This window comes from Paenarthrobacter sp. GQ52 (assembly GCF_059759005.1).
In genome coordinates, this window is sequence record NZ_JCAXEJ010000001.1 from 389,705 (window position 1) to 403,031 (window position 13,327).

Genomic DNA, 13,327 nt, shown 5'->3' on the forward strand with positions numbered 1-13,327 from the left:
GATGCCAGCGGAAGATATCGACTGGCGGGCCTTGGAAGACGCGGCTAAACAGGCAATGCAACAGGCGTACGCGCCCTATTCCAAGTTCCCGGTGGGGGCTGCGGCGCTCACCGAGGACGGCCGGATCGTCAGCGGCTGCAACGTTGAGAACGCCAGCTACGGGCTGACTCTCTGCGCCGAATGTGCCCTGGTCGGCCAGCTCCACATGACAGGCGGCGGCAAAATCGCCGCGTTCTACTGCGTGGATGGGCAAGGCAACATCCTCATGCCGTGCGGGCGTTGCCGCCAGTTGCTTTATGAATTCAGGGCGCCCGGAATGCAGCTCATGACAACGCAGGGAATCAAATCCATGGACCAGGTACTTCCTGACGCCTTTGGTCCCGAACATCTGGAGGAAACCACGTGACCACCACTGAAGCGTTCGACGCCGTCCAGATCATTTCCATCAAGCGGGATAAGGGCACGCTCACTCCCGAGCAGATCGACTGGACCATTGATGCCTACACCCGCGGCGTGATCGCCGAGGAGCAGATGGCGGCGCTGAACATGGCCATCCTGCTGAACGGCATGGACCGCGCCGAGATTTCACGCTGGACATCGGCCATGATCGCCTCCGGCGAGCGGATGGACTTTTCGTCCCTGACAAGGCCCGACGGCGGCCGGAAGGCTACCAGCGACAAGCACTCCACTGGTGGCGTGGGGGATAAGATCACGCTGCCGCTGGCGCCGTTGGTGGCAGTGTTCGGCGTCGCGGTTCCACAGCTTTCGGGCCGCGGCCTCGGCCACACCGGCGGGACGCTGGACAAGCTGGAGGCCATCCCTGGGTGGCGGGCCAACCTGAGCAACGACGAAATCATGGCCCAGCTCCAGGACGTGGGCGCAGTCATCTGTGCTGCAGGTTCAGGGCTCGCACCCGCGGACAAGAAGCTCTATGCCTTGCGTGACGTCACTGGAACGGTGGAAGCCATCCCGCTGATTGCCTCCTCGATCATGAGTAAGAAGATCGCCGAAGGAACAGGCTCCTTGGTGCTGGACGTCAAAGTGGGTTCGGGCGCCTTCATGAAAGACGAAGCACGGGCCCGGGAGCTTGCAGAGACCATGGTGGCTTTGGGCAAGGACGCAGGCGTACACACCGTCGCGCTGATCACGGACATGTCCACACCGTTGGGGTTGACCGCGGGTAACGCCATCGAGGTGGAGGAATCAGTGGAGGTCCTTGCCGGCGGCGGTCCGGAAGACGTCGTCGAACTGACCGTCCGCCTGGCCGAGGAGATGCTGGCCGGTGCCGGCATCCACGATGCCGATCCCGCCGCTGCCCTGAAGGACGGTCGGGCCATGGACGTCTGGAACCGGATGATCGAAGCACAGGGTGGAGATCCCCGGGCCGCGCTGCCGGTGGCAAAGGAGTCCGAGGTCCTCTACGCTCCAGCGGACGGTGTCCTGGTGGAACTTGATGCCCTTTCTGTTGGTGTTGCCGCTTGGCGCCTGGGTGCTGGCCGTGCCCGCAAGGAGGACCAGGTTCAAGCCGGGGCAGGTGTCCGCATGCACGCCAAGCCCGGCGCGTTGGTCCGTGCCGGGGAACCGCTGATGACGCTCCTGACGGACACCCCGGAAAAGTTCGACAGGGCCAAGGAAGCGCTCCAGAGTGCCGTAGTGATTGCTCCTGAAGGGTCACGCCCGGCGCATCAGCTGATCATCGACCGCATCGCCTAGGCTTAAGTGTCCCGGGCTGTTCCTCGAACAGCCCGGGACACTAGCCATCCGGCGCCTGTGGGGGAGCCGGCTATCGTAAGGAAACCGTGCAGGGCATCAACGATTTCATCCTCGCCGCGGCGGAACAGCCGTGGGTGTTGGTCCTGGTGCTGGCCTGCTGCGTGATTGATGGTTTCTTCCCGCCCATCCCCAGCGAATCCGTGGTGGTGGGCCTGAGTGCCGTGTCCGGCAGCAGCGGCTCACCCAACGTGTGGCTGCTGGGCTTGATGGCAGCTATCGGTGCGTTCTCCGGGGATAACATCGCCTACATCATTGGACACCGCATTGGCATCCAACGCTGGCGCTGGATGCGCACCCAGCGGATGCAGGGCGCCTTTCGTTGGGCGGGCAAGGAACTTCGACGCCGGTCAGCCTCGCTCATCATGGTGGCCCGGTTCATCCCCATTGGCAGGGTGGCGGTCAACCTGACGGCCGGCGCAACGCACTTCCACCACCGCAAATTCGTAGCCCTGACCGCCATGTCGGCCGTCCTGTGGGCAACGTATTCGGTGATCCTCGGGTACTTCTTCGGTGTCTGGTTCGAGGACAACCACCTGCTGGGTGCCGTCATAGCGATCGTGGTAGCCGTGATCCTGGGAATCATCATCGATCGCATCATCAGCAAAGTCCGGGGATCAGTGCCGTTGGATGGCAAGAACATTCCTGAGGAAGACGCCCCGACTCCACCCACGGTATGACGATTCATGCCCCGGAAGATCAGCCTGGCGGTTGACGACGACAACCTCATCAAACCGATAGCGTTAAACGTGTGATCCCAAGGCTGGGACGTAGCGAACGACGTCCCGGCCGTGGGACACTAGAGCGACTTCCGTCACATCGTCAAGTCACATTCGTCTAGGAGCTACCCCCGCGTGGAGTTTTTGAATCAAATGCTCGAGCATGCAGCCGGGCAGCCCTGGATATACCCGGTACTTCTGGTCTTCTTTTTCATTGACGGATTCGCCACGATTCTCCCCAGCGAAACAGCCATTGTGGGCCTCTCGGCGCTGTCCCTTCACAGCGGAGAACCCAACCTGTGGATTCTGGGTGCAACTGCGTTGGTAGGTGCCATGGCCGGCGACAACATGGCTTACATGTTGGGCCGCAAGATCGGCCTCACCCGCTGGAAGTGGATGCGGCGACCCAAGGTCCAGAAAATGTTCGCGTGGGCACAGTACGAGTTGGACAAGCGCGGTGCGGTCCTGATCTTCACCGCCCGCTACATTCCGTGGGGTCGGGTAGCGGTGAACTACGTCGCCGGGCAGACCGGATTCCGCCACCGCACCTTCTTCTGGCTGGACGCCTTCGCCTGCATCACATGGGTTGGCTACTCAATCGGCATTGGCTTGCTCGCAGGTCAGTGGGTGCACCACAACCCGCTCCTCGGCGTCGGAATTGCAGTGGCCTTCGCCGTGGTCCTCGGTATCGTGGTGGACCATGCCTTGCGTTGGTGGCACAAGTACCTTGAGAAGAAGGATCAGGCCCGTGAAGCGGCCGCAAGCAATGCAGATCCCGCAGCGGAGCCGAATCTGTCGCAAAAAGCAGTTGCCGGGGCCGACCTCTCCAATCCTTCCGGCTAAGGACCTGCCGAGGGCGGCAGTGGGGACTAGTCTTAGTACGTGACTGAGCCCATTCTTGACGCTGCCCCTGCCCTTGACTTCGATCTGAAGAGCCTTCCCAAGGTTTCCCTCCACGATCATCTGGACGGAGGACTCCGCCCGGCCACCATCATCGAGCTGGCTGAGGCCGCCGGCCACACCCTGCCCTCCACCGATCCGGTGGCGCTGGGTGAATGGTTCCGTGAATCCGCTGACTCCGGTTCGCTGGTCCGCTACCTCGAAACGTTTGACCACACCGTCGCCGTCATGCAGACCAAGGAAGGCCTGTTCCGGGTCGCCAAGGAATTCGTGGAGGACCTGGCCGAGGACGGCGTCGTGTACGGCGAAGTCCGGTGGGCTCCTGAGCAGCACCTGCAGCAGGGCCTGACCCTGGACGAAGTTGTGGAAGCAGTCCAGACCGGGCTGGAAGCCGGCATGGATTCCGCCGAAGAGCGCGGCCAGCAGATTCAGGTCGGGCAGCTCATCACTGCCATGCGCCACGCTGATCGTGGCCAGGAGATCGCCGAGCTGGCCGTCCGCCACCGCGCCAACGGCGCGGTCGGTTTCGACATTGCCGGCGCTGAAGACGGCTTCCTCCCTTCCCGCTTCAAGGACGCGTTCACGTACCTGGCCGAGAACAACTTCCCGGCGACGGTCCACGCCGGCGAGGCTGCCGGCCTGGAGAGCATCCAGTCTGCCCTGGTGGACGGCCGTGCCCTGCGCCTTGGCCATGGCGTGCGGATTGCCGAGGACATCTCGGTGGAGTTTGAGGACAACTCCGACGACGACGGCGAGGACACCATCGGCATGGTGACCATCGGCAGCGTGGCAGCATGGGTTCGCGACCGCGGAATCGCCCTTGAAATCTGCCCTTCCTCCAACCTCCAGACAGGCGCCATTTCCGGCTTTGGCGACGGCATCGAAAGCCACCCGGTGGACATGCTCTTCCAGCTAGGCTTCAACGTCACCATCAACACGGACAACCGCCTCATGAGCGGCGTCACCCTTACCGACGAGTTCGAACTCCTGGTGGAGACCTTCGACTACGACCTCGATGATCTGCTCGAGCTGACGCTCAACGCGGCCGAGGCAGCGTTCCTGCCGCTGGACGAGCGTGAAGCCTTGGTTGAGTACATCAACGATGCCTACGCCAACCTCGGCTAACGATTCCAGCCTCCCGGAGCTGCATGGGCCCACAGCAGCCGGGGTCCCTGGCCGAGCTTGCGAGGTCGGGGAGCTGCTGGGGACAATTGCTGCCTTGCGGGAGCACTGCCCGTGGATGGGCGCCCTGACCCACGAGTCGCTGGTGGAGTACCTGATCGAGGAAGCCTACGAAGTGGTTGATTCGATCGAAGCCGGTGCTGTAGATGAAGAGCTCCGCGGCGAGCTGGGCGATGTGCTGCTTCAGGTAGTGCTTCATGCCCGGCTCGCCGAGGAGCGCGGCAGCTTTGATTTCGGGGACGTGGCGCGCAGCATCAATGCCAAGATGGTCCGGCGAAACCAGCACGTCTTCAAGGCCGACGGTTCCCTGCAGGAGAGTTTCCCGGCCAGCGTCGAGGAAATCATCGTCAAGTGGGACGCCGCCAAACGCGCGGAGAAGCCGGAGCGGAAGGACCCCTTCGAGGGGATTCCACCCCACTTGCCGGCATTGGCAGGAGCGCAGAAGTCCTTCGACCGGGCAGTTCGCGCCGGCATGCCCGTTGACGCCCAAAGCCGACTGGCCGCCGTCGGACTTCCTGTCATCCCGGCCTCGGAAGAGGCGCTGGGGGAGCTGCTGCTCGCCGTCGTCGCGGGCGCCCGGGAGCAAGGACTCGACGCCGAGCGGGCCCTCCGTGCCGCAGTTCGATCGTTTCAGAACAACCAGGCGCAGCCTTCATGACGTGAGCAGTTGGAAGCTGTGCCGTAACGTAAGCCACTCTCGACTACGCTAGTAGCGACGAGGACGTTGAGAATTTCCCTCCACATTCCTGTAATTCGCCCATAAGGAGCACATCCATGGCGCTTATCGATGCCATCCACGCACGCGAGATCCTTGATTCCCGCGGAAACCCGACCGTAGAAGTTGAGGTCCTGCTCTCCGACGGCCAGATCGGCCGCGCAGCAGTTCCCTCCGGTGCCTCCACCGGCGAGCACGAAGCCGTTGAGCTTCGCGACGGCGACAAGGGCCGTTACCTCGGTAAGGGTGTCCAGAAGGCCGTTGATGCCGTCATCGACGAGATCTCCCCGGCCCTGATTGGTTTCGACGCCACTGACCAGCGCAGCATCGACCAGGCCATGATCGACCTGGACGGTACGCCCAACAAGGGCAAGCTCGGCGCCAACGCCATCCTGGGTGTTTCCCTGGCCGTGGCCAACGCAGCTGCTGCTTCTGCTGACCTGCCGCTGTACAAGTACCTGGGCGGCCCGAACGCCCACGTCCTGCCCGTTCCGCTGATGAACATCCTCAACGGTGGCTCGCACGCCGACTCCGATGTTGACATCCAGGAATTCATGATTGCCCCGATCGGCGCCGAGACCTTCTCCGAAGGCCTGCGCTGGGGCGTTGAGGTCTACCACAACCTCAAGGCTGTCCTGCAGGAAAAGGGCCTCTCCACCGGCCTCGGCGACGAGGGTGGCTTCGCCCCCAACCTGCCGTCCAACCGCGCTGCACTGGACCTGATCCAGGAAGCCATCAAGAACGCCGGCTACACCCCGGGCACGGACATCGCACTTGCCTTGGACGTTGCGTCTTCCGAGTTCTACAAGGAAGGTGCTTACCAGTTTGAAGGCAAGGCACTTACTGCAACCGAGATGAGCGCCTACTACGCTGAGCTCGTTGCCGACTACCCGCTGGTTTCCATCGAAGACCCGCTGGACGAAAACGACTGGGAAGGCTGGAAGACCCTCACCGACACCATTGGTGACAAAGTCCAGCTTGTTGGCGACGATCTCTTTGTCACCAACCCGGTCCGCCTGCAGCAGGGCATCGAGACGGCCACGGCCAACTCCCTGCTGGTCAAGGTCAACCAGATCGGTTCCCTGACCGAGACGCTCGACGCCGTTTCCCTGGCTCAGCGCTCCGGTTACACCACCATTACCTCGCACCGCTCCGGCGAAACCGAGGACACCACTATTGCTGACATCGCCGTTGCCACCAACGCGGGCCAGATCAAGACCGGTGCCCCGGCCCGCTCCGAGCGCGTTGCCAAGTACAACCAGCTGCTGCGCATCGAAGAAGAACTCGACGACGCCGCACGCTACGCCGGCCGCAGCGCGTTCCCGCGTTTCAAGGGCTAGCCTTCAGCGAAAACACGTAACCGGTGGCTATGGTGGAAAGACCATGGCCGCCGGTTCTGTTTAACTCCGGTTCTGTTCACCACAGGCCAGGTCAGCAACAGCAAGCGCAGCAACCCGCCAGGCAAGCACCGGGCATTACAGGAGTGTCATGGCCACCCGTCGTCCAAAGGTACCCAGGGCCGACGCCCTTGGTCGCCCGTCAAGTGGTGCCCGTCCGTCTAGTGGTGCCCGTCCGGCCGGCGTATCCGGCGGGGCCGGCAAGGGTTCTGACGGCGCAGGTTCCGAGGGCGCCGACGTCATCAAGGCCGAGTTCGGCGGGCCGCGGGCTTCGTCAAAGACATCGACGGCGGCGGCTGGCGCCAAAGCCCCTGGCAACAGCAAGACGCCCACCAGTACCAAGGCGGGCAAGGAGAGCAAGCCGGCAGGCACTTCCACGAAGGCTGCGGACAAGGGCAAGGAAAAACCATGGCCCGGGGCGAAGGATGACGGTGAGCTGGATCCCGTACCGGCCAAGGCGTTCTCCGGGAGGATGCTTGCACTGGCCGTGGTGATGATTGCCATCACTATCCTGCTGGCCCCCACCGTGAAGATCTTCCTCGAGAAACGCGCCGAAATTTCAGCGCTGGAAGCGGAAATTGCGAGCAGGAAAGCGGAGCAAACCGAGCTGAACAAGCAGCTCTCCCGGTGGCAGGACCCCAACTACGTGAAACAGCAGGCCCGCGACCGCATTAACATGGTTATGCCGGGTGAAACAGGTTACTGGGTGTTTGGGGGAGAAGAAGCCGCCGGCACACCGGGTGGCCGCACCGGCTCCGGATCGTCGGCAAACCCGGAGAATCTGCCCTGGGTGGATGCTCTCTGGGAGTCAATCAGACGATCGGCAACTGACTAGACGCGGTGCCCGCCGCCGTCGTGTCCGCATGGGACGCGACAAAAGGGGCAGGAAGGTTGGCAGCGCAAGTGGAAGAGAACACGGCAGCCGTGCCGCAGGAATCCCGCCAGCCATCAGCACACGATCTTGAGGTACTCAGCCGACAGCTGGGCAGGCCGGTCCGGGATGTCGTGGAAATCCCGGCGAGGTGCGTCTGCGGCAACCCCTTGGTGGCAGCGACAGCTCCCCGGCTCAGCAACGGAACACCGTTTCCCACCACGTTCTACCTGACCCACCCGGTCATCACTTCGGCGGTGTCCCGCCTTGAAGCTGGCGGGCTCATGAACGAGATGAACGAGCGACTGACCGCTGACCAGGAGTTGGCCGGCGCCTACCATGGCGCGCACGATGCCTATCTGCAGGCCCGCAACCAGATTGCTGATCGCTCCGGCACCGGGGCAGTGCCCGAGATCGACGGTATCTCTGCGGGCGGTATGCCCACCCGCGTGAAGTGCCTGCATGTCCTGGTGGGTCATTCGTTGGCTGCCGGCCCGGGCGTCAATCCGCTGGGGGACGAGGCACTGGATGCTATCACTGAATGGTGGACCAAGGACCGCTGCTATTGCGACGGCGCCTGGGACACAGCCGGCGAGGCTCCTTCACGGGATTTGAGCCGCCATGGTCCGCAGGGGCTGCCTGACATCGTGGGGCGTCCCGCGCCGGTGCGGAAGTCCAAGATTGAATCCCTTGACGAGCAGGAAGGCACCGCATGAGCCGCGTGGCTGCCATTGATTGCGGTACCAACTCCATCCGGCTGCTTATCGCTGATGTCTCAGATGGACTACCTGACGCGCAGGGTCCGTTGACCGACGTCGTGCGTGAAATGCGCGTGGTGCGGCTGGGCCAGGGCGTCGATGCCACAGGCGAGCTGGCTCCGGAGGCCTTGGAGCGCACCTTTGCTGCTACGCGGGACTACGCCCGGCTCATCCAGGAACACGGTGCCGAACGAGTCCGTTTTGCCGCTACTTCGGCAACTCGTGATGCCAGTAACCGCCAGGTCTTTGTGGACGGCATCCGGGATCTCCTGGGCGTACGGCCAGAGGTCATTTCCGGTGACGAGGAAGCTGCGTTGTCCTTCGCGGGAGCCAGCAGCGTCCTGCCGGCCACGGGGGAGGACGCCATCCTGGTGGTGGACCTGGGCGGTGGGAGTACCGAATTCGTACTGGGCGACTCCAGCGGCGTTATCGCAGCGCGCTCGGTGGACATTGGCTGCGTGCGGTTGACTGAACGTCACCTTCGCAGCGATCCGCCCACGGCTGCGCAAATCACCGCAGCAGAGGCCGACGTCGATGCCGCACTTGATCTTGCCGCTCAGGCGGTACCGCTCGGCCGCGCCACAGCGGTGGTTGGGGTCGCTGGTTCCATCACCACCATCACCGCGCACGCGTTGGGCCTGAGCGAATATGAGCCGGGCCGAATCCACGGTGCTTCGCTGGATGTCGAAACCATCACCGACGCATGCACCAGCCTGCTGGAAATGACGCGCGAAGAACGTGCTGCCCTTCCCTATATGCACCCGGGACGCGTAGATGTGATCGGAGCGGGAGCTTTGGTTTGGCGCCGCATTCTGGCACGGATGGAAACGGTCAGCAACGGAACCATTCGCGCGGCTGTTTCCAGCGAACACGACATTCTTGACGGCATCGCCCTGAGTATCCGGGACGGCGAATGACGTTGCGGCACCGACGCGTCCTGTCCGCTGCGCTTGCCACCACGTTGGCCGGCGGGGCGCTTGCAGGTGCGCTGTTGTCGGCTCCGGCAGCCAACGCGGATGCATGGCGCGACAAGGAGTACTGGCTCAAAGAATCGGGTGTCACCAACGCCTGGCAGGTGTCCAAGGGTGCCGGCGTCAAGGTCGCGATTATCGATAGCGGTATTGACGGGAGCCACCCTGACCTCAAGGGCGTCGTGGTCGGTGGGACGGATGTCTCCGGCGCCGGGGCTCCGAATGGACAAAAGAGTATTGGCGCCAAGACCGAACACGGCACCCTGGTGGCAACGATGCTCGCCGGGCGCGGCCACACCACGCCCACCCCGTCGCCGTCGCCATCGGCGTCAGGGTCAGCAGCGCCAAAGCCGGCCGCACCTCCACCGCCACCCACCACCCCGCCCGCCGGGGGACCGGATGGGATCACGGGCGTGGCGCCCGAAGCGGAGATTCTCGCCATCTCAACGTGGCTCGGTTCGCCCAACCCGGGCGGCAAGACGGACCAGGAGCAAATACCTGAAGCCGTGCGCTGGGCGGTGGACAACGGTGCCAAGGTCATCAACATTTCCCTCGGCAGTACTTCGCCGGATTGGCCGCAGAGCTGGGACGCAGCGTTCCTGTACGCGGAGCAAAAGGATGTGGTGATCGTTGCCGCCGCGGGAAACCGGGTGGGTGGCAACGTCCAGGTTGGTGCCCCGGCAACTATTCCCGGCGTCCTCACGGTAGCCGGGTTGGATGGCGAGGGACGCGCCAGCGTTGACTCATCGTCCCAGGGCATCAGTATTGGAGTGGCAGCTCCGGCGGAGAAACTGGTGGGCGGCATTCCCGGTGGTTCGTATGCCGAGTGGGCAGGAACGTCCGGAGCGGCACCCATCGTTTCAGGTGTGGCGGCACTGATCCGTTCCAAGTGGCCGGAAATGAGCGCCACCCAGGTCATCAACAGGATCGTCAGCACTGCCAAGGATGCCGGCGCCCCAGGCAAGGACCCCCTCTATGGGTATGGCATCCTCAACGCTGAGGCCGCGCTCAAGAGCGACGTACCCACCACCAGCACCAACCCGCTGGGTTCCATCGCGGACTGGATCCGCGTCCACCGCCGCGGCGTCTTCAGCGAACCCTCACAAGCGCCCGTGGCGAGTCCTACCAGCGCCGCTCCGACGCTTGCCGATCCGACTGTCCCTGTCGCGAAGACGCCGGCCACCGTGGACGAAGCCCTTCCTGCCGCCGTCGTTCTGGGTTTTGGAGCGTTGTTCATTGTTCTCGTTGCAGGTGCAGCGGTCCAGCTGCGAAGGGTCCTACGGGACCCGCCAGTAGCTACTGAGGAGGCCGAAACAGGCGCCCTTTTGAAGGTGGATCCGCCTGCCCGGAAGTAGTTAGTGAAGATTTTCACAAAGTACTGTACTCTGGACTCATGGCAACCACCCCAGAGCTCATTGACCGTCCCCGGGTTCTCGTCGTCGGCGGCGGCTACGTCGGCCTGTACGTAGCACTCAAACTGCAGAAGAAGATCGCGAACGCAGGCGGAATCGTCACCGTCGTTGATCCACTGCCGTACATGACCTACCAGCCCTTCCTCCCGGAAGTAGCCGGTGGCAACATCGAGGCACGCCACGCCGTCGTCTCCCACCGTCAGCACCTCAAGCAGACTGAGCTCATCCAGGGCCGCGTCACCAGCATCGACCACGCCAACCGGACCGCGGTTATCGCCCCGTCCGACGGCGGCGAGAACTTCGAGATCCCGTACTTCGACGTCGTGATCGCAGCCGGCGCCATCACCCGCACGTTCCCCATCAAGGGACTCGCGGACAAGGGCATCGGCCTGAAGACCATCGAGGAAGCCGTTGCACTTCGCAACAAGGTGCTGGAGCGCATCGAATCAGCTTCCACCATGACTGACCCCGCAGAGCGTGCCAAGGCGCTGACCTTCGTTGTGGTGGGTGGCGGCTTTGCCGGCATCGAATGCCTCACCGAAATGGAAGACCTCGCCCGCGCTGCTGTGCGCAACAACCCCCGCATCCGCCAGGAAGAAGTCCGCTTCATCCTGGTTGAAGCCATGGGCCGCATCATGCCCGAGGTCACCGCCTCGCAGGCCGAGTGGGTTGTGGAGCACCTCCGCAGCCGCGGCATCGAAGTACTCCTGAACACTTCCCTTGACAGTGCCGAGGGCAACCTCAAGCTGATCAACCTCCCGGACAAGACTCCCGCCGGTGAAGTTGAAGCAGACACCCTGGTATGGGCTGCCGGCGTGCAGGCCAACCCGATGATCCGCTCCACCGACTTCCCGCTGGAACCGCGAGGCCGCGTTCGCGTCCTGCCTGACCTGCGCATCGCAGGCGATGAAGGCATCGTGGAGAACGCCTGGGCAGCCGGCGACATCGCCGCTGTTCCGGACCTCACGGGCAAGGGCCTGCCGGACGGCACCTGCGTCCCCAACGCCCAGCACGCCCTGCGCCAGGCCAAGAAGCTCGCTAAGAACCTCTGGGCCTCCCGCTGGGACAAGCCGCTGCACGACTACAAGCACAAGAACCTCGGTGCTGTAGCCGGTTTCGGCGAGTGGAAGGGTGTTGCAAACATCAACCTGCTCGGCCGCATCGGCCTCAAGGGCGGCCTCGCCTGGCTGGCCCACCGTGGTTACCACGGCATGGCGATGCCTACGGTGGAACGCAAGTTCCGCGTGATCCTCGGCTGGATTCTGGCCTTCTTCGCCGGCCGCGACACCACGCCGCTGATGGACCTGGACAACCCGCGCGGTGCCTTCGTGGCCGCAGCGACGCCGGCTCCCAAGCCTGCTGCCGCTCCGGCACCGGTGGAAGCCAAGCCGGTTGCCGAGGAAGTCAAGACTCCGGTAACTGCTGACGCCAAGTAGTACACGCTCGACGGCGGCCGTCCCCTTGCGGGGGATGGTCGCCGTCGGCGTTTAACGGCGTCGCCTGGGCGGGCGCGCCAAAGCTGCCCCTAGACTGTTGCCATGTCCGGCGAAACTGATCTGAAGACGCTCCTGGAGTCGCTTCATCCCGTAGCCCGCGATGGCGACTACGTTTACGCTCTTTGGCCGCACGGCCGGCCTTTGGAAGGTGGCATCGAAGCGGCAGTTCGCGAGGCCGAAGGCCTAACGGTGGTCCTTCACCGCGACGAAGCCGATTCTTTGGGACTTAGCTACGATTTCGTGGCCACATGGATCACGCTCCAGGTCCATTCGGCCCTCGAAGCCGTGGGGCTCACTGCTGCTGTCAGTGCTGCGCTGACGCACGCAGGGATCAGTTGCAACGTCCTGGCCGGTTTCCATCACGATCACCTGCTGGTGCCGTCGGAGGACGCCGGCCGGGCCATGGACGTGCTGCGGCTTCTTGCCCGCGGCGTGGTCCTGCGTTCGGAGCGGCCCGAGGACCGGGCCGAGATCCTGGAACTGACTGCACGGGCGTTTTCTGTCTCCCCGGTGACCGGTGAACCCGTTGACGGCACGCCGATTGAAGTGGGGCTCTTGCGCGAGCTTTTTGAGTGCAGCGAGTACGTCCTGGAACTCAGCATCGTGGCGGAAATGGGCGGTGAAATCGTGGGTCACGCCATCAGCACGCGGGCCTGGGTCGGAGAGCTCGAACTGCTGGGTTTGGGTCCCATAGGCGTGCTTCCGCCCTTCCAGCGGCGCGGGGTTGGTTCGGCGTTGATGCGCGAGACGGCGGCTCGTGCCACGGCACTCGGGGAACCCGGAATCGCCTTGCTCGGCAGCCCGCTCTACTATCCGCGTTTCGGCTATGTGCCAGCCACCTCCATGGGCGTTGAACCGCCTGAGGCGATGTGGGGCGAGCACTTCCAGCTTCTACCCCTACCGGAATGGCCCGACGGCGTCCGGGGCACCTTTCGCTACGCCGCGCCATTCAACCGGCTCTAGCTGGGATACCATGGTCCGGGCGCCCCAGTAGCCCAATTGGCAGAGGCAGCGGACTTAAAATCCGCGTGTTGTGGGTTCGAGTCCCACCTGGGGCACAAACGCAAGGTGAGAGCTCTTTCTCGCTTCGTGTGCACGGTTCTCCTCTTCAGGGACTTTTCCCAGCAAGCTCGTAG

General features: G+C 63.7%; 13 protein-coding genes and 1 tRNA gene. All 14 read left to right on the top strand.

Annotated elements, in window-relative coordinates:
- The first annotated feature begins 1 nt into the window (after nt 1).
- The gene (locus AC6CH8_RS01775; RefSeq protein ID WP_420180479.1) at nt 2–406 is read left to right on the top strand and encodes a cytidine deaminase; all 405 of its coding nucleotides are present in this window, start codon (nt 2–4) and stop codon (nt 404–406) included.
- A complete protein-coding gene (locus tag AC6CH8_RS01780) occupies nt 403–1,713 on the top strand; it encodes a thymidine phosphorylase (RefSeq protein WP_498188450.1) in 1,311 nt (436 codons plus the stop codon). Before AC6CH8_RS01775 ends, AC6CH8_RS01780 begins: the two co-directional genes overlap by 4 nt.
- A gap of 86 nt (nt 1,714–1,799) precedes the next feature.
- On the top strand, nt 1,800–2,450 hold the full coding sequence (locus AC6CH8_RS01785; protein WP_091466072.1) for a DedA family protein: 651 nt from the start codon (nt 1,800–1,802) through the stop codon (nt 2,448–2,450).
- A gap of 192 nt (nt 2,451–2,642) precedes the next feature.
- Nucleotides 2,643–3,332: a DedA family protein gene (locus AC6CH8_RS01790; protein WP_498188660.1), complete on the top strand. Its 690-nt coding sequence runs from the start codon at nt 2,643–2,645 to the stop codon at nt 3,330–3,332.
- Nucleotides 3,333–3,371: 39 nt separating this feature from the next.
- On the top strand, nt 3,372–4,514 hold the full coding sequence (locus AC6CH8_RS01795; protein WP_017198716.1) for an adenosine deaminase: 1,143 nt from the start codon (nt 3,372–3,374) through the stop codon (nt 4,512–4,514).
- Between the two features lie 115 nt (nt 4,515–4,629).
- Nucleotides 4,630–5,229 (top strand): MazG nucleotide pyrophosphohydrolase domain-containing protein, encoded by a 600-nt coding sequence (locus tag AC6CH8_RS01800; protein ID WP_498188661.1) that lies wholly within the window; start codon nt 4,630–4,632, stop codon nt 5,227–5,229.
- Between the two features lie 116 nt (nt 5,230–5,345).
- Nucleotides 5,346–6,626, top strand: coding sequence for a phosphopyruvate hydratase (gene eno / locus AC6CH8_RS01805; RefSeq protein WP_091466077.1), 1,281 nt, complete (start codon nt 5,346–5,348; stop codon nt 6,624–6,626).
- Nucleotides 6,627–6,774: 148 nt separating this feature from the next.
- Nucleotides 6,775–7,518 carry an FtsB family cell division protein gene (locus AC6CH8_RS01810; RefSeq protein ID WP_498188451.1) on the top strand — a complete coding sequence of 248 codons (744 nt, stop codon included), beginning with the start codon at nt 6,775–6,777 and terminating at the stop codon, nt 7,516–7,518.
- A 68-nt stretch (nt 7,519–7,586) separates the two neighbouring features.
- Nucleotides 7,587–8,270, top strand: a complete 684-nt coding sequence (locus AC6CH8_RS01815; protein ID WP_178997842.1) for a DUF501 domain-containing protein — start codon at nt 7,587–7,589, stop codon at nt 8,268–8,270.
- Entirely contained in the window at nt 8,267–9,229 is a 963-nt protein-coding gene (locus AC6CH8_RS01820) for a Ppx/GppA phosphatase family protein (protein WP_498188452.1), read from the top strand. Before AC6CH8_RS01815 ends, AC6CH8_RS01820 begins: the two co-directional genes overlap by 4 nt.
- Nucleotides 9,226–10,638 carry a S8 family serine peptidase gene (locus tag AC6CH8_RS01825; RefSeq protein WP_498188453.1) on the top strand — a complete coding sequence of 471 codons (1,413 nt, stop codon included), beginning with the start codon at nt 9,226–9,228 and terminating at the stop codon, nt 10,636–10,638. The genes AC6CH8_RS01820 and AC6CH8_RS01825 overlap by 4 nt, the downstream gene beginning before the upstream one ends.
- Nucleotides 10,639–10,676: 38 nt before the next feature.
- A complete protein-coding gene (locus tag AC6CH8_RS01830; protein WP_364308279.1) occupies nt 10,677–12,131 on the top strand; it encodes an NAD(P)/FAD-dependent oxidoreductase in 1,455 nt (484 codons plus the stop codon).
- Nucleotides 12,132–12,233: 102 nt separating this feature from the next.
- Complete coding sequence (locus AC6CH8_RS01835) at nt 12,234–13,154, top strand: N-acetyltransferase (RefSeq protein ID WP_498188454.1); 921 nt, start codon at nt 12,234–12,236, stop codon at nt 13,152–13,154.
- A 21-nt stretch (nt 13,155–13,175) separates the two neighbouring features.
- A tRNA-Leu gene (locus tag AC6CH8_RS01840) sits at nt 13,176–13,249 on the top strand.
- Nucleotides 13,250–13,327 lie beyond the last annotated feature (78 nt).